The sequence below is a fragment of the Agrobacterium sp. Ap1 genome, assembly GCF_017313375.1.
Lineage (GTDB): Bacteria > Pseudomonadota > Alphaproteobacteria > Rhizobiales > Rhizobiaceae > Neorhizobium > Neorhizobium cellulosilyticum.
The window spans coordinates 192,795-207,783 of the sequence record NZ_JAFLMY010000004.1 but is presented as its reverse complement, the minus strand read 5'-3'; the positions used below and the strand labels follow the sequence as shown (position 1 = coordinate 207,783).

Genomic DNA, 14,989 nt, shown 5'->3' with positions numbered 1-14,989 from the left:
ATGAACGACAAGCGCGAAACCCGCTGCAACTTGCCCCTGTTGATGGCTGCCGCCGTCGTTGCGTCGGCTGCCTCAACACCTTCTTTCGCCGTTACTCCTCTCTCGCCAGCGTCCTGCTCATCGATTTCAGATGCAGTAGCCCGCCTCTCCTGTTTCGACCGGTTATTCCCATCACCAAACCAGCCGGTCACATCGAAGTTGGCCGGCGTCTGCATCGAACGGCTCAAGCAATCACTGAAGGCCCCGTCAACATTCCAGTTGGTCGAGACGGAAACCGATAGTGAGCGACTGTCGATCGACGAATACAAAGACCACGAGCTGATCAGAATACGTGACAGCTACGACGCAGACACGGCGTCGATGTACCGCGCATTGATGATCGAGCGCGTGGATGCACTCCGCACGCAGGTGGATGCCGTCACGGCTTTCAGCGTCTCTATCTCATACGATGCGCAGAACGCGTTCGGTGCGATGCTAAGGGGCAAAGCGCATTGCTCAGCCGTATCGACAACCGACAGAGAAGACGATGTGATCGCAGGAACGCTTACGGTGGAAAGCAGATGACAACCGACCGCTTCAACGAATGCCTTCGCGTGATCCGATGGACGCCGATCAATCTGGCATCGGCGCTGCAATGCGATCTTTCGTGGGTTGAAGCGCTGGAGACTGGAGAGATCGCGGTTCCGGTCGGCCTCGCTGCCTGGTTGGAAGTTTTGGCGCAATCGCACGAAGCGCTACCGCCGCCGAAGACTTATCGAGGCAAGAGGGCTCCGCTCTGAACAATCCGTCTGGTTCATCTCAGAAAGTATGCCGATTCATCGCGTACGTGGATGAGGCGGGAGATGAAGGATTCGGAAAACTAGCTGAAGGGAATACTGCTCAATCGCATTGGCTGTCCCTAGGGGCTGCCATCGTCAACGAAGCCAACGATCGCCAGATACCTCAATGGCGCGATGAGATAATGTCTTCGTTTGTTTCCAAGAAGAACAAGCGCGACCTGCATTTCAGAGAATTAAACCACGATCAAAAAGTGCATGCCTGCGCGACAATAGCGACAAAACCGATCGGCGCCTGTGTGGTCTCGTCGAATAAGATCACCATTTTGGAGGCTGAAGAGCTCGAGGTCTTCAAGAGGCCACAGCATCTGTACAACTACCTTACGCGACTGATGCTCGAACGCATCACGCATACATGCAGGAGGAGAGCAGAGGCAGAAGGCGGCAAGGCTAGTCTTCGCATAGTCTTTTCCCGTCGAAAAGGTACGGACTACGATAAGATGCGTGAATACCTAGAATTCATGCGAGATGGGAAGGAGAAGATGCGGCCAATCAGAAGCATTGACTGGTCCGTCCTTGATCCCGCAGACATCGCGGTCGAGAACCATAATGTCCGCGCTGGACTTCAAATCGCGGACTTATTTACCAGCGCCGTTTGGAAGGCCTTCGAGCCGAATGCCTTTGGTCGATCCGAGGACCGCTATGCAAAGGAACTGGCAAGCAGGCTGTTGAAGATACGGGGCAACGCGCTCAACCATGGCCTGACCATCGTTCCGCCAATATCAAAGTGCCCGCTCTCCGCCGCGCAGAAAAACTTTCTGCAATGGATTATTGATAGGAAAAGGAAGGGCGTGGGCCCCTAGACCCCTGTCCCACACTGCGAAGAGTGCTGCCGCCTTTCGGCAACTCGGGGTGATTCTAGCGCTTGCCCACAAGAACAAAATAGGAATTCAATCCTTAATATCAAATGAACTTTTGTTAATCTGCCGCAAGGTTCAGGCGGCATAACTCCTCTTCCCCTTGAGATCGAAGGCGGCACAAGCGTCTGCTATCTCCAGCAGGAACCATCGCTTCGGCGGATCGCACATGTAGCTCTTGCCGTCCGGACCCTGATAATTCATCACCGGCAAGACGCAAAACGCCTCATCGTCTCCGACCGGCGCGAATGGCCCGACCTTGAAATCATAGCCAGGAAAGCGGCGAGATAGATAATCCTCGAACCGTTCCTTCGCCGCTATGACTGCCGCCCGCTGCTCGAATGGCGGCACGATGATGAAACTCAGGACTTCTCGCTCAATAGCCATATGGGTCTCCTCCACTGATCCCTACAAGCCTGCCAATTACGCTTCCGCACGGCTGGCATCGGAAAGGAATGCTTTCCAAAAAGACGCTCTCGATCAGTTCGTCCGCATCGCGCGGGACGCCCTCACCTACCGGCATCACGACTAACTTCTCGCTGTCTCTAAGGCAGTTCTCACACCTGATGTGGAGAGTGAATTCTGCCGAACTGTTTACTGCTGCCAGCCCCATAATGTTCTCCTTTCGTTCTATTCAGCCAGAACGGAAAGCGAGAGTCGAGTCTGATTCGCACAGCGCTCGCTAAAAAACAAAATCGCACAAATCGTACATTTCGTACTTTACATCGCATCGTACATAAAGTACGTTTTCCTCATCACCACATGAGATCACAGCGATGCAAACCGCAGCAGACATCACAGCCACAGCACTGAGGGAAAACCTCAAGATCGTTGACGCGAAGATCTTCCGTATCCGCCAGCGGACCGCGAAGGGACTGCGCTCTCCGAATGCTGCCGCGGCCTATGTCGACGCTCTCCGCTTTTGCCACGCTCTCCGCGAGAAGGGCATCGCCCTCGGTGCCAAAGGTCCGCTCTGGGCTGACCTCGAACCTACCCCTCTCAGAGACCAGCTTGTCGGCTTCACCGCCGAACAGCGCAAGGAACGCGAGTGGAAAGGTGTCTTCGCCGATTTCCCGTTCGAGCCTGCCCAGCTGGTCGCCCCCGTTCAATTCCTCGAAGCTGCGGAGTAACCGCCATGAGCATCGCATCCCAGTTCAACGCCACAAAGGACTTGTACGAAGCCCTTGGCGACATGACCAATCCGAACCTTACCGTTCGCGCCATCGCATCCCGCAAGGCAGAGGAAGCTTTTCAGCGCCTCGTTAAGGCTCGCGGGCAAACTGACGACATCGTTTCGTCGCTCGACTTCCGAGGCGAGGTTCCCGTCATCACCACTTCTCCCCGCCCCGACATGAGCAGGAAGTCCAGAGTGGAGGCTGTGTCGTGAGCAACAAGTATCGCGCCGAACAGGTTATCTCTATCGCCGGTTCCGAATGCGGGACCGAGATTGAACTGACGATGGTTGCCACCTTCACCGTTCATCCCGGTTCTAAAGCCACGATGATCGATCCCGCCGAAGAGCCGACCGTCGAGGTTGACGCCGTCCGCTTCTTTGATGGCACCGACGAAATCAAGCTGCCTTGGTCAATCGAGGACCGCATGACCAGCCGTTCAGAGTTCAAGGACTGGCTTATGGGTGAGGCAGCCGATCAGCACGAAATGGCTGTCGAAGACGCCGCCGACCACAAGCGCGAGATGATGCGGGAGGGTTTCTGATGTCCGTCGTTCATTCAACCCGGCAGGCATCTGTCGACGAAATCGCCGCTGAAATGGATCGGCGCGGGACCGTGATCGAAAGCCTTGAGGCCGATCGCAATCTCTTCAAAGGCAAATACCGCTCCATGGCCGCCCTCATGGAAACCGCTCGATCGCAGATCCGGCAAATATCCGACCATACCGAGAACGAAGGTGACCGGGCTTATTTCGGCAGTACGAACCATGCCGACTATTTGCAAGATCTGGCCGAAGACATGGAAGGCTGGTGCATCGATTTTGAGTTGCCGAAGGGCGACATCAACAAAATGGAGCGCGACCCTTACGCGATGATCCGCGAGCAGCGCAACCGAGCCGACAAGGCCGAAGCCGCCCTCGCCGCCAAGGACGCGGAGATCGCCGCCTTGAAGGCTGCGCTGGAACCGTTCGCGGATGCTGCCGAAAACCTCGACGACGATCACAAGGACAGCAGCCCGATATGGGAAGCGCCGGCCGCAATGTCGATCGACGCCAAGCACCTTCGTGCTGCCCGCGCCGCTCTCAAGGAGAAGGCCGATGTCTGAGGCTCGCATTGAACTCGCTAGCGCCCTGTCGAAGATCCATGCGCTGATTAGCAGTGTTCCGACGTTGGAACAGCGGAAAGCCTCTGCATCGGAATACTACCAGTCGATGCAGGTTGGCTTTGACCAATACGGCAATCGTCGGGTTCCTGATGCACTCGTTGAACACGCAAACCGCGCCAACAAGATCATCAAGGCTGAGTGTGTCGCCGCCGTCGAAGCAGAGTTTCGAGAAAAGGTGGACGCTGTAGCCGCCGAGATCGAAACACTCCGCGTCATCCTTCCGCACCTAGCGGCAAAGGCCAGCGTCGAGCTTGGCCAGACCGCCCGCGATCTCAAGGAGGCCGTGTGATGCGCCTCACCTGCTCAACCTGCAACGGCGAAGGCGCGATCTTCAAGTCGCGCTACGGCGGAAACGATCCTGATGTCTGGCGCGATCGCGAATGCGAAGCCTGTAACGGAAGCGGCAATCAGGTCTGTGAAGCCCGTAGTTGCTCCGAGATCGCCGTCGCTTTCAACGACGATGGCGAGGCCCTCTGCGAAGACTGCCTTCTCGAATGGACAGTTAGCGAATTTGATCTGGAGGAAGACGATGTCTGATCACTGCGGCTTCAAACCCTTTCAGGATTGCAACTGCGGCACTGAGTGCAAGAGCGCGACAGCACGCCTCGCTGAGATCAACCGCAAGATATCGACCGTCCAGGCTAAGCGCCGTGCGGGCTTTGCGCTGCTCACCTACGCCGCGACGACCTGCATCACCGCCTCGGTCGTCTCCCTCGCATTCGTCTTCTTCGCCGTGCCGGACGGAAAACGGCAGGCTTTGCAAAATCAGGAGAATGTTCATGTCGTCCAACGATAACGCATGGGCTTGGTGGCAAGCCGCCCTCGCCGGCAACTTCGGCCCGATCCACGATAGCTCACCCGAATGGGGATACTACCGTGTCCGCGACGGAAAGAATGGTCCGTTCCTTCCTGTCGCCATCTGGCAGGAGAACGGCGAGTGGATCGCTCTTCGAAACGGTCAGACGACTGACGCCGCCGCTATCTGGACGTGGGTATGCCGCAACCCGATCACGGAAGACGCCTATCATGCGGCGATGGCCGGCAAGGGCTGGGGCGATGAACCGGAACAGGTTCGCGGTATGGGCGACAATCTTCCGAGCGACCCGTTCGAAGCCTTGAAGCTGGAGTTCGCCGGTGAGCAGGAGCTTGCCGAAACGTTGCTCAAGTCCAAGGTCGAAACCCAGGATCAGGCTAACAAGATCGGCGTCCTGTCGAAACGCATCGCCGGCATTACCAAGCGCGCCACCGACCTGCACAAAGTCGAAAAAGCCCCACACCTTGAAGCCGGTCGAGCTGTCGATGACAAATGGCGTGACCTCAAGGAAGAGCCTGACGCTCTGAGCAAGAAGCTCAAACGCCACCTCGACGCTTACCTGCAGGAACAGCAGCGCATCGAACTGGAACGCCAGCGCAAGGCGCGCGAGGAAGCCGAACGCATCCAGCGTGAAGCCGACGCCGCCCGGATCGCTGCCGAACAAGCATCGGCTAAGAACGATAATAGCGCGGCGGAAGCGGCAGTCGAGGCTGAACGTCTCGCCCAGCAGGCGGCAGCCGCCGAACGGGAAACGCAGGCCCGTAATGCAAGCGCCGGCCGCACCGGCGCGAAGGTCTCGCTCCGCACCTTTACCTATGCCGAGATCACCGATTTCGAAAAACTGCTCATGGCTTTGAAGGATCGGCCGGAGATCAAGGAAGTCGTCGAGACGCTGGCGCACCGCGCGGCGCGCTCCGGCGTCGAGCTTGCCGGCATGGCAATCAAATCTGAACAGAGGGCGGCATGACCATGAACGCACACGTTCCAGCAACACTCTCCGCCGGCGGACAGGTTATGGCTATCGTGCCGCAGACCTTCGAGGAAACGATGCGCGTCTCGCGCGCCGTGGTCGCCTCTGGCCTAGCACCGTCCGCTCTGATCGGGAAGAAGACCGGCGATGACGCGGCGGCTGCCGTGGCGGTTTGCATCATGTCTGGCGCCGAGCTTGGGCTCAAGCCGATGGTCAGCCTTCGGAGCTTCACGGTCATCAACGGCAAGCCCGCCCTCTACGGCGACGGACTGATCAACGTCGTTCGCCAGTCTGGCAAGGTTGCCCTGCTCAAGACCGGCCACGAGATGCGCGATGGCCAGATGGTCGGCTACTGCCACGCAAAACGGAACGATACCGGCGAGGAAAGCCGCGTTGAGTTCACCCAGGCGGAGGCCGAGCGCGCTGGCCTGTGGGACAATCGACCGACTATCCGGAAGAAGGTTTGGGAAGATAACAAACCGATCTGGAAGGACGGACAGCCGAACGACGCCCCTTGGTACAAGTACCCCCAGCGCATGATCGCGTGGCGCGCGGCCGGCTACTGCCTCCGCGAGCTGTTCGGTGACGTGCTTGGCGGCATTCGCGACGAGTTCGAAGCTCGCGAGATCGCCGACGCGGATGAGATGCGGGACGTCACCCCGGCTTCCGAAAGCCGACCGACACCGCCTAAGCCTCCGAAGCCACCTGCACCGCCGTCGGCCAAGACGATCGATGCCGAGCCGGTTCAGGACGAACAGCAGTCCGAAAACGAATTCGACCTAGGCGGCTATCTCGAAGAAGTCGAGACGGCCCTTGCCAGCGCGGCGGATGAAGCCAGCGTCGAGGAAATCTGGAACGACTTCGACGCGCCAGCCACTCTGGAAAGCGAAGGCCATGCCGACATGATCGATGCGGCATTCTCGATCAAGACGCGCCGCCTCGCCCAGCTTCATCCGATGAACGGGGGCTGACATGGGCCGCGCTCTCCTCGTCCTCGCCAACGACCGTTTCAAGCGCCGCGCTATCGAGTGGATAGAGAAAGCGCCATGGGAGACCCGCGTCGAGTTCAAGGGACCGAAGCGCACCCTGCCGCAGAATGACCGCATGTGGGCCATGCTGACCGATCTCTCGGTTCAGCTTGCCTGGCATGGTCAGCGGCTCGCGCCGGACGACTGGAAGCTCGTCATGCTAGACGCGCTGCGCCGGGAGACGCGGGAGCAGCTTCGCATCGTCCCGAACACAGACGGGACTGGCTTCGTCAATCTCAGCACGTCGTCATCGGATCTGTCCAAGGACGAGATGACGATCCTCATTGAAATCATCTTCAGCTTCGGCGCTCAGCACGGCGTCGAATGGTCCGAACCTCAACAGGATAACAGGGGCGTGGCATGACCTTTACCATTGAACTGACCCAAGTCGTCAGCAAGGAAGTGAAATACCTGCAGGCCGAATGCGGCGTCCGCTATTGGGAGGACGCTGACGTCAACGGCACGGAAGACACCGATGGCACGTTGATCCCCTGCCGCGTCAAAGATGACTGGTGCCCACTGATCGATCTTGAAACCGGCATCATTCAGGATTGGCCTGCCGGGACGATCGCAGACGTTCACTATAAGGTCTGCGATGCAGGTATCTACAAGCTGCTCGATGCCGACAAGAACGTAGTCCGAGAGATCGACGGCTACGTTCCCGGCATCATGGCTCCCGGCGGATCTGGCTATGGCGACTACGTCATCATGACGATCGGCGCGGACGGCAAGATTGCCGACTGGTCGGTTGACCTCGAAGAGTTCGAGGAGGAGGCCAAGTGACCCACTACGCCACCTGCTTCAACTGCGTGAATGATCGCTATACCTGCCCGCGCCATCTCGCGATCCGCGAAGCTTTGAAAGGTAACGGCGTCTATAGCGTCAAATTCAAATGCCCCGAGCGCCGTGCGTTCTTCTCGCCCGGCCAGCGCGTCGTGTTCGATTGGAAGCTATTCGAATCCGACGAATATGACACGTCCGTCCTGCACCTGACGTTCAAGGGCACCGTGATCCGCGAGCGAGGAACCAAGTTCGTTGTCCAAGTGGATAGCGGCAAAGACATCGAGGAAGAGATAGACGCATCCGAGGTCTTCAAGAAGAACGACGCTCTGCTGATCAAGGTTCGGCCCGCGGACATGCGCCCGCTCAACGATCCCGCCCAGGCTGTCTGCCTGACCTGCTATCAGGTCGAGGGGCAGGAAGAGCGTTGCTACCGATCCGAAGGGCAGGTCTGGGTTCCGAAAGGATGCATCAAGGCAAGTGAACCCGCTCCGAAGCAAGAGGAGTATGTGTTTTGACCCGCATTACCTCAGTCTCCAGCCATACACGCCGTCTCCCTGAAAAGGCGCCAGATCCATTTGCCCCGGTGATCGAGGCAAAGCGCGCGACCTTTGCGCGGAAATGGGGTGTCGAGATCGTCTCGGCCAACGACGACCGCCTCGCGAAGCCCATAGCCGATCCGGTACCCGGGCCGGGTCGATTCAGCCTGTTCGAACACAACTGGCTTATCCGAAGCCTCGCCAAGCTGCGAGGTGCAGAGTGATGGCATCTCGCATCGCCTACATTCCCCGAGAAGAACCGCCGAAGCGCCGACCCGCGAAGCGCGGCAACTATCTCGCATGGCTCCACAGCCTTCCTTGCGTCGTCACCGGCCGCAATGATGTTCAGGCCGCCCACGTTTCTTTCGCCGCCCCATGGCACGGACACTATGGCCGCGCTCGCGGAACGAAGGCACCGGACCGGTTCGCCCTGCCCGTCTGCGCTTCCGAGCACGCCCGCCAACACAACATGTCCGAATCCGCTTTCTGGGATTCGGTCGGCATCAATCCGCACGAGCTGGCAAACACCCTCTTTGGCATCTGGTCGGACTACGACGAGCAAGAGGCAACCAGTCGCGCAACCTCCCGCATCCTTTCAGGCTTGGCAGATGCCGGCCGTCTACCATCGAGGGATTTGGCATGACACAGCAGGAAAAGACTTCTAACCCCGCGCCCGTTGCGCAAATGGTGGTGCCGGAAGAGCTATTGAAGCTGACGTTCGCCATCCAATACAACCCGAACTGCCCGTCTCCGTGGCTGGTTCGTCTCCCGGGCAAGTCGGGCTCCATCGACATGAAGCCTTATCGCGATCTGATCGGCATTGTCCCGCATCAGACCGGCGACGTTCTCGGCTTCGGAAAGACCCTTGAGGAAGCCGCCCGCGCCGCCCTCACCACGGAGGGCCAGCCATGAGCGAACCCCGCATCGTCTGCCGGTTCTCTTGTGGCGCGGCCTCGGCTGTTGCCACCAAGCTCGCGCTGGCGCAATTTGATCGCGACCGGATCGTCATCACGTACAGCAATCCGGGCAGCGAGCATCCCGACAACATACGCTTCCTCGCTGATTGCCAGCGCTGGTTTAACCACGAGATCGTTATCCTCAAGTCGGATAAATACGATGACACGTGGGACGTTTTCGAAAAGGAACGCTTTCTCGTCGGTCAAAACGGCGCGAAGTGCACCGGCCTCTTGAAGCGCGCCCCCACCTACGAGTTCCAGCGGCCGGGCGATATCCTCGTCTTTGGCTACACGTTCGAGGAAAAGGGCCGCGCGGCTTCGTTCCGCAAGCAGAACTTCGAACAGCCTTTGCTTACGCCCCTGATTGAGGCCGGTCTTACAAAGGCGGATTGCCTCGCCATGATCGAGCGCGCCGGGATCGAACTGCCTGCCATGTACCGGCTTGGCTACCACAACAACAACTGCATCGGCTGCGTTAAAGGTGGGATGGGCTACTGGAACAAGATCCGGCGCGACTTCCCTGAAACATATGAGCGGATGGCCGCCCTACAGCGGGAGCTTGGCCCTGGCTCCTATTTTTGGCGGGAGCGAAAGACGAAAGAGCGCATCAGCCTGGACGCCTTGGACCCGGATCGCGGCAACCACGACGAAGAACCAAACATCGAGTGCTCGCTCCTTTGCCATGCGGCCGAGGCGACCATTGCCGATGATGATTGCGAGGCAGCATGACCAAGTTTCGGGAAGACATTATCGACGCGATCGCAACTCGTCTTTCGGTTCAGCAAGGCCACGGCCTGCCTGCCGCCGAGGGCTTCCGTTACCTAGCGGAGGAGATCGCCACCGACATTCGGCCAATCATCAACGCCGAATTTATGCGCCTCGACGACCGTGCGCCGCTCCCATCCCCCGAAACGAATTTGCGGGGTGTCTCCGAAGCATGGGAGCTATTCAACAGCCGACGCTTTCTGCACGGACACCGTGAGAGTGCGAAGGAAAGCTTCCAGGTGATCATGAAAGACGTGATCGTCTCTACGCCGCCCTCACCACATTCGCGGGGTGATGCCGAATGATCGAGCCTTTGATCGTTGACAGCTTCGCAGGCGGTGGCGGGGCATCCACCGGGATCGAGATCGCCTTGGGCCGCTCTCCGGACATCGCCATCAACCACAATGCCGATGCACTGGCGCTGCATGCCGCCAATCACCCTGAGACGCTGCACCTGTCGGAAAACATCTTCAAGGTCGATCCACTCGACCACGTCGCCGGCAAGCATGTCGGCTTGGCTTGGTTCTCCCCTGACTGCAAGCACTTCTCTAAGGCCAAGGGCGGCAAGCCGGTCGAGCGCAACATCCGCGACTTGGCCTGGGTTATTGTCCTATGGGCGCAGCGCGCCAAGCCTGACGTCATAATCATGGAGAACGTCGAGGAATGGAAGGAATGGGGACCGCTCATCGAAACCGAGCGCGGCCTGATGCCTTGCCCTGACAGCCGTGGTCAGACGTTCCAGAAGTGGTGCAAGGCGATGAAGGCGGCCGGTTATAAGCTGCAGCATCGCGAACTTCGTGCCTGCGATTATGGTGCTCCCACCATCCGCAAGCGTCTGTTCGTTGTCGCCCGTCGGGATGGCCAGCCCATCGTGTGGCCGGAGCCTACACACGGCGCGCCGACCGACCGCGATGTGATCGCCGGTCGCAAGCAGCCTTGGCGTACTGCCGCCGAGATCATTGACTGGTCTCTGCCTTGCCCGTCGATCTTTGACACCTCGTCTGAGGTCATGGAAAAGCACGGTCTGCGGGCGATCCGTCCGTTGGCAGACGCTACGATGGCCCGCGTAGCGCGCGGCACCAAGCGGTATGTGCTCGACGCGGCACGGCCGTTCCTCGTCCAGACAGGCTACGGCGAGCGCAAGGGACAGGATCCCCGGTGCCTTGATGGTGATGCCCCGCTCGGCACTGTTGTAGCCGGTGGCGTAAAGCATGCTGTCATCTCACCGTCGGTTACCCGGTTCAACACTGGCGCGACCGGATCGGCAATGGATGAGCCCGCGCCGACGGTTACCGCCAACAGCTACATCAAGAAGCCCGGCGGCGCTGCGCCGCTCGGTATCATCGCCCCGAGCTTGTCCGCCTTCTATGGCCCAGGCGCTGGCGGCAAGGACCGCTCGGCCAGTGCTGAAGAGCCGGTGCGCGTCGTCACGACCGAGAACAGGCACGCTGTCGTCGCGCCGGTGCTGACCTACGCCCAGCAAGGCGGCGCTAACCGGTCGGTCGAAGACCCTCACCACACCATCTGCGCGAGCAAGAAAGACCAAAACTCGGTCATCATCCCCAGCCTCATGAGCATGAAAGGCACCGACCGGCGCGACAGCTCAGTTGAAGAGCCGCACCCGACGGTGCTTGCCGGTGGCGGCCATTCCGCTGTCGTATCGGCGTTCATGGCCCAGCACAATGGCGATCCCCGCAAGGATGGCACGAACGCGGCTCGCCCCGGGCGTCCTGTCGATGAACCTATTGCCACGGTCACCGCTACCGGCGCGCAGCAGGGCGTAGTCTCTGCCTTTGTGTCCCGCCAGTTCGGCGCGAGCATCGGCCATGGCGTCGACGAGCCATCGGCAACTGTCACGGCAGGCGTGAACAAGTCGGCGCTCGTCGCTCCTCATCTACACGCCGATTACGGATCCGACCAGGACACGCCGGAAGACGAGCCTTTTCACACGATCACCACGAAACCGCGTTTCAGCCATGTCGAAGCGGCTATCAGCGCGCCACCATTCACGCCAGACCAGCACGACCGCGCCCGACAGGTTGCCGACTTCCTCCGCTCTTACGGCTTCTGGGATGACCGCGAGTTCGTCACGCTGATCATAGGCGAGGCTGAGTTCGTCATCGTCGACATCGGTATGCGCATGTTGACGCCTCGCGAGTTGTATTCCGCTCAGGGCTTCCCAGCCGACTACAAGATCGACGCCGACGCCAACGGCAAGCCATTCCCGAAGAATGTTCAGGTTTCATGCGTCGGCAATTCCGTATCCCCACCCGTCGCGGCCGCGCTGGTTGCCGCCAATTGCCAACACCTCATCGAGTACAGGGAGGCCGCCGAATGACCAAGACCGAAAACCCATCACCGTCACCGAATGTGGGCTGGGTCAAAGTCCCAGACGACATCCCTTACGAGCTTCTGAAATCGATTAACGCTGACAACCAGGTGCTGGCCTACGAGAATGGCCGGTACTTTAACGCGTGGTTCGAATTCGAGGCATCGGAGGGCGGCTGGTTCTGGACCGACGACGCGGACACCGAACCCAAACCATCCCACTTTTGCCCGCTTCCCACGCCGCCCGCCACCACGGAGTGCCAGGACAATGGCTGAGAACAGCAAGATCGAGTGGACCGACCACACCTTTAACCCTTGGATTGGATGCACAAAGGTCTCGCCGGCCTGCGATGGCTGCTATGCGGAGAACCTGATGGCAAACCGCTACGGTCGCGTCCAGTGGGGAGCCGGCGAGGATCGACAGCGCACAGGCAAGGCCAACTGGCGCAAGCCGATTGCCTGGGACAAGGAAGCCGCCGCCACCAACAGCAGGCCGTTCGTTTTCTGCGCCTCTCTCGCTGACGTGTTCGACAACGAAGTTGACGAGATGTGGCGCTATGACCTGATGAACCTCATCGAGGCAACGCCGAACCTTGTGTGGCTCCTGCTTACGAAGCGCATCGGCAATGTATTGAAGATGACAGACCCGGCGCGAGGGCATCGGATGCTGCCGCGAAACGCCGCGATCGGCGCTACTCTACCTAATCAACCGGAGTACGATCGCGACCGCATGAAGCTCTGGGAGGTCAAGCAAGCCCTTGAACCGCTCTTTACGTTCGGCAGTCATGAACCCCTTCTGGGGCGGATCATTCTCGACAAATACGCGCCCGATTGGATCATCACCGGTGGCGAGACGGATCAGGGGCCGCACAAGGCGCGACCAACCGACCCTGACGACTTCCGATATCTGAGGGATCAGAGCCGCGAACTGGGCCGCGCATTCTTCATGAAGCAGATGACGCGCAAGGCGCCGATCCCTGCCGATCTTCTCATTCGCGAGTGGCCGGAGGTAGCATGACAAATCCTGACACCCACAACTGCCCGATCTGCGCCGAGCCTTTCAAGCCGGACGATATCTGCGCCAGCGACATCGAACTGTTGACCGTGCACGCCGAGTGCCTGGACGGATGCGAAATCGTTGACCTTGAGACGGGAGAGCCGACAGACAAGCCGCTCACCACCTATCGCTACAGCGAGGTCATGGAGCCGGCACCGCCGCAAACGAGGGCGGGGGGATGCACCCCTGTGGATAACCAGCCTGTTAACAACGGGGATTGTGGGGATTGATGGCGAAAGAAGCTGTGATCCCGACCGGATGCTGGCCTGCTGTCCTGCGAGACGAGCTTGCGGCCGCCTATGCCGGCGAGAAGACGGTTGACGCCTTCATCAGCCGTGTGGGCATCATATGGCCGAAGCCGTTTATTGAGACGGGCACAGGCAAGGGGAAATTCAGAGCGTGGCGGAAGAGCGACCTGGACAGGGTGATCGATCCCGCAAGCGTCGGCGGCGATCCGGCGGGCTGGTGATGATCCCTGTCGAGATGCCGCGGTATACCTCGTTCAAGACCCTGTCGGATGGCTCCACCGGGTACTATTGGACGTGCCCCACCCGCTATCGAAAGCGCAACTGCCCGTATCTTTCTGCGGCTCTTGGCGTGAACCTGTCGCAGAAGGATCTTCATGAAGCGGCCTTGATCTGGAACGAGCGGCTAGATGGCTGGTTGAAAGAGCAGTCGCCTTTCAATGAGATCGACATATCGAAATTCGGGACCGTCGAATGGCTGGTCAACTCCTACCTGAAGCACGACGCTTTCCTTGAGCGCGTTGCAGAATTTAGCCGACCGGACTACCGGCGAGTGCTAGACCGGGTCTGCGCTCTTGAGGTGACGCGCTCCGATACCGGCACGAAAGCCAGGATCGGTGACGCCAAGGTTTCAAACATCACTGTCGCGACTGCCACCAAGATCTACACCGCATTTACTGAGGAAGGTGCGAGCCGCACGGCGGAGAAGGTTGTCACCTACTGCAAGGCCATGTGGAAACGCATGAAGCCTCACCATCCAGAGATGTTTCGTCAGGACACGCCGAACCCATGGGAAGGCGTCACGATCAAACGCCGCGCAAAGGCAGTGAAGGGTCATGTCGACCGCTCTGTGGTCTATGCCTATGCGAGTAAGGCCGTTGAAAAGCAGCGCGGCGAATTGGCTGCGGCGGCAATCCTTGCCTTCGAATGGCTCATGCGGCCATCCTCGATCGGTGCAGGCTATGCTGCATGGACTGGATATCGTGGGAAGAGTGCGCCGGACAAGATCATAATCGGGCACAGGAAGACATCGGAGCGAGCCGAGCACCCTCTCGAATACGTCGACGAGGAAGGGAATGTGGTCGAGCTTTACGCCGATGCAGAGCGCATCTTGAAGGCAATTCCGCAAAACGGAGCTTCGATTGTGTGCCAGAGGAACGGCAACCTCTTCGGAGATGGAACCCGACTGTCGCACGAGATCAGAGATTTCGCGGACAAGAACGGGTTTGCCGACTTCACCCTAGATAAGGCGCGGCACGGCGGCATGACTGAATTGGAGGAGAGTGGCCTCACGGAAGGACAAGGAAGGGCCTTGTCGAAGCACCGAACCAGCGGAGCTTATAGAGGCTATGCCAAGGACACCGAGAAGCGTGTCTTGGAGGCGACGAAGCGCCGGTTTGGCATCGAAGATGCGCCTGTGGATAGAACAGTGTCCGAACAGGCGTTCAGAACGAAAAAAGGACAGCGTTCAGAATGAA

The 14,989-nt window shown here is 59.3% G+C and carries 27 protein-coding genes; 26 read left to right on the top strand and 1 reads right to left on the bottom strand.

Going from position 1 to position 14,989, the window contains the following annotated elements:
* From JZX87_RS09880 to JZX87_RS09870, 3 genes are read left to right on the top strand one after another with little or no spacing between them, the layout of a single operon-like run.
* Positions 1-564, top strand: coding sequence for a hypothetical protein (locus JZX87_RS09880; RefSeq protein ID WP_206825247.1), 564 nt, complete (start codon positions 1-3; stop codon positions 562-564).
* Complete coding sequence (locus tag JZX87_RS09875; RefSeq protein ID WP_206825246.1) at positions 561-779, top strand: hypothetical protein; 219 nt, start codon at positions 561-563, stop codon at positions 777-779. Before JZX87_RS09880 ends, JZX87_RS09875 begins: the two co-directional genes overlap by 4 nt.
* A 47-nt stretch (positions 780-826) precedes the next feature.
* A complete protein-coding gene (locus JZX87_RS09870; protein ID WP_206825245.1) occupies positions 827-1,639 on the top strand; it encodes a DUF3800 domain-containing protein in 813 nt (270 codons plus the stop codon).
* Positions 1,640-1,771: 132 nt separating this feature from the next.
* Here JZX87_RS09870 and JZX87_RS09865 read toward each other — a convergent pair whose 3' ends face one another.
* Positions 1,772-2,080, bottom strand: a complete 309-nt coding sequence (locus JZX87_RS09865) for a hypothetical protein (RefSeq protein WP_206825244.1) — start codon at positions 2,078-2,080, stop codon at positions 1,772-1,774.
* A 389-nt stretch (positions 2,081-2,469) separates the two neighbouring features.
* Here JZX87_RS09865 and JZX87_RS09860 point away from each other — a divergent pair, with 389 nt between their 5' ends.
* Genes JZX87_RS09860 through JZX87_RS09750 form a run of 23 tightly spaced genes read left to right on the top strand, consistent with a single transcriptional unit; the run spans position 2,470 to position 14,988 of the window.
* Positions 2,470-2,823, top strand: coding sequence for a hypothetical protein (locus tag JZX87_RS09860; RefSeq protein ID WP_206825243.1), 354 nt, complete (start codon positions 2,470-2,472; stop codon positions 2,821-2,823).
* 5 nt (positions 2,824-2,828) lie between these two features.
* Entirely contained in the window at positions 2,829-3,080 is a 252-nt protein-coding gene (locus JZX87_RS09855; protein ID WP_206825242.1) for a hypothetical protein, read from the top strand.
* Positions 3,077-3,409 (top strand): hypothetical protein, encoded by a 333-nt coding sequence (locus JZX87_RS09850; RefSeq protein ID WP_206825241.1) that lies wholly within the window; start codon positions 3,077-3,079, stop codon positions 3,407-3,409. The genes JZX87_RS09855 and JZX87_RS09850 overlap by 4 nt, the downstream gene beginning before the upstream one ends.
* Complete coding sequence (locus JZX87_RS09845; protein ID WP_206825240.1) at positions 3,409-3,969, top strand: hypothetical protein; 561 nt, start codon at positions 3,409-3,411, stop codon at positions 3,967-3,969. Before JZX87_RS09850 ends, JZX87_RS09845 begins: the two co-directional genes overlap by 1 nt.
* Positions 3,962-4,318: a hypothetical protein gene (locus JZX87_RS09840; protein WP_206825239.1), complete on the top strand. Its 357-nt coding sequence runs from the start codon at positions 3,962-3,964 to the stop codon at positions 4,316-4,318. The genes JZX87_RS09845 and JZX87_RS09840 overlap by 8 nt, the downstream gene beginning before the upstream one ends.
* Positions 4,318-4,566, top strand: a complete 249-nt coding sequence (locus JZX87_RS09835) for a hypothetical protein (RefSeq protein WP_206825238.1) — start codon at positions 4,318-4,320, stop codon at positions 4,564-4,566. Before JZX87_RS09840 ends, JZX87_RS09835 begins: the two co-directional genes overlap by 1 nt.
* Positions 4,559-4,825, top strand: coding sequence for a hypothetical protein (locus JZX87_RS09830; protein WP_206825237.1), 267 nt, complete (start codon positions 4,559-4,561; stop codon positions 4,823-4,825). The genes JZX87_RS09835 and JZX87_RS09830 overlap by 8 nt, the downstream gene beginning before the upstream one ends.
* The gene (locus JZX87_RS09825) at positions 4,809-5,810 is read left to right on the top strand and encodes a hypothetical protein (RefSeq protein ID WP_206825236.1); all 1,002 of its coding nucleotides are present in this window, start codon (positions 4,809-4,811) and stop codon (positions 5,808-5,810) included. The genes JZX87_RS09830 and JZX87_RS09825 overlap by 17 nt, the downstream gene beginning before the upstream one ends.
* Complete coding sequence (locus JZX87_RS09820) at positions 5,807-6,784, top strand: recombinase family protein (protein WP_286194387.1); 978 nt, start codon at positions 5,807-5,809, stop codon at positions 6,782-6,784. Before JZX87_RS09825 ends, JZX87_RS09820 begins: the two co-directional genes overlap by 4 nt.
* Before the next feature lies 1 nt (position 6,785).
* On the top strand, positions 6,786-7,205 hold the full coding sequence (locus JZX87_RS09815) for a recombination protein NinB (protein ID WP_206825235.1): 420 nt from the start codon (positions 6,786-6,788) through the stop codon (positions 7,203-7,205).
* Positions 7,202-7,624 (top strand): hypothetical protein, encoded by a 423-nt coding sequence (locus JZX87_RS09810; protein WP_206825234.1) that lies wholly within the window; start codon positions 7,202-7,204, stop codon positions 7,622-7,624. Before JZX87_RS09815 ends, JZX87_RS09810 begins: the two co-directional genes overlap by 4 nt.
* Entirely contained in the window at positions 7,621-8,139 is a 519-nt protein-coding gene (locus JZX87_RS09805; protein WP_206825233.1) for a hypothetical protein, read from the top strand. The genes JZX87_RS09810 and JZX87_RS09805 overlap by 4 nt, the downstream gene beginning before the upstream one ends.
* Complete coding sequence (locus JZX87_RS09800) at positions 8,136-8,384, top strand: hypothetical protein (protein ID WP_206825232.1); 249 nt, start codon at positions 8,136-8,138, stop codon at positions 8,382-8,384. Before JZX87_RS09805 ends, JZX87_RS09800 begins: the two co-directional genes overlap by 4 nt.
* On the top strand, positions 8,384-8,803 hold the full coding sequence (locus JZX87_RS09795; RefSeq protein WP_206825231.1) for a DUF968 domain-containing protein: 420 nt from the start codon (positions 8,384-8,386) through the stop codon (positions 8,801-8,803). The genes JZX87_RS09800 and JZX87_RS09795 overlap by 1 nt, the downstream gene beginning before the upstream one ends.
* Complete coding sequence (locus tag JZX87_RS09790) at positions 8,800-9,072, top strand: hypothetical protein (protein ID WP_206825230.1); 273 nt, start codon at positions 8,800-8,802, stop codon at positions 9,070-9,072. The genes JZX87_RS09795 and JZX87_RS09790 overlap by 4 nt, the downstream gene beginning before the upstream one ends.
* Complete coding sequence (locus tag JZX87_RS09785; RefSeq protein WP_206825229.1) at positions 9,069-9,845, top strand: phosphoadenosine phosphosulfate reductase domain-containing protein; 777 nt, start codon at positions 9,069-9,071, stop codon at positions 9,843-9,845. Before JZX87_RS09790 ends, JZX87_RS09785 begins: the two co-directional genes overlap by 4 nt.
* Positions 9,842-10,186, top strand: a complete 345-nt coding sequence (locus tag JZX87_RS09780; protein ID WP_206825228.1) for a hypothetical protein — start codon at positions 9,842-9,844, stop codon at positions 10,184-10,186. The genes JZX87_RS09785 and JZX87_RS09780 overlap by 4 nt, the downstream gene beginning before the upstream one ends.
* Complete coding sequence (locus JZX87_RS09775) at positions 10,183-12,219, top strand: DNA cytosine methyltransferase (RefSeq protein ID WP_206825227.1); 2,037 nt, start codon at positions 10,183-10,185, stop codon at positions 12,217-12,219. Before JZX87_RS09780 ends, JZX87_RS09775 begins: the two co-directional genes overlap by 4 nt.
* Positions 12,216-12,485, top strand: a complete 270-nt coding sequence (locus JZX87_RS09770) for a hypothetical protein (protein ID WP_206825226.1) — start codon at positions 12,216-12,218, stop codon at positions 12,483-12,485. Before JZX87_RS09775 ends, JZX87_RS09770 begins: the two co-directional genes overlap by 4 nt.
* The gene (locus JZX87_RS09765; RefSeq protein ID WP_206825225.1) at positions 12,478-13,227 is read left to right on the top strand and encodes a DUF5131 family protein; all 750 of its coding nucleotides are present in this window, start codon (positions 12,478-12,480) and stop codon (positions 13,225-13,227) included. Before JZX87_RS09770 ends, JZX87_RS09765 begins: the two co-directional genes overlap by 8 nt.
* A complete protein-coding gene (locus tag JZX87_RS09760; protein WP_206825224.1) occupies positions 13,224-13,496 on the top strand; it encodes a hypothetical protein in 273 nt (90 codons plus the stop codon). Before JZX87_RS09765 ends, JZX87_RS09760 begins: the two co-directional genes overlap by 4 nt.
* Complete coding sequence (locus JZX87_RS09755) at positions 13,496-13,735, top strand: hypothetical protein (protein WP_206825223.1); 240 nt, start codon at positions 13,496-13,498, stop codon at positions 13,733-13,735. Before JZX87_RS09760 ends, JZX87_RS09755 begins: the two co-directional genes overlap by 1 nt.
* The gene (locus JZX87_RS09750; protein ID WP_206825222.1) at positions 13,735-14,988 is read left to right on the top strand and encodes a hypothetical protein; all 1,254 of its coding nucleotides are present in this window, start codon (positions 13,735-13,737) and stop codon (positions 14,986-14,988) included. Before JZX87_RS09755 ends, JZX87_RS09750 begins: the two co-directional genes overlap by 1 nt.
* Position 14,989 lies beyond the last annotated feature (1 nt).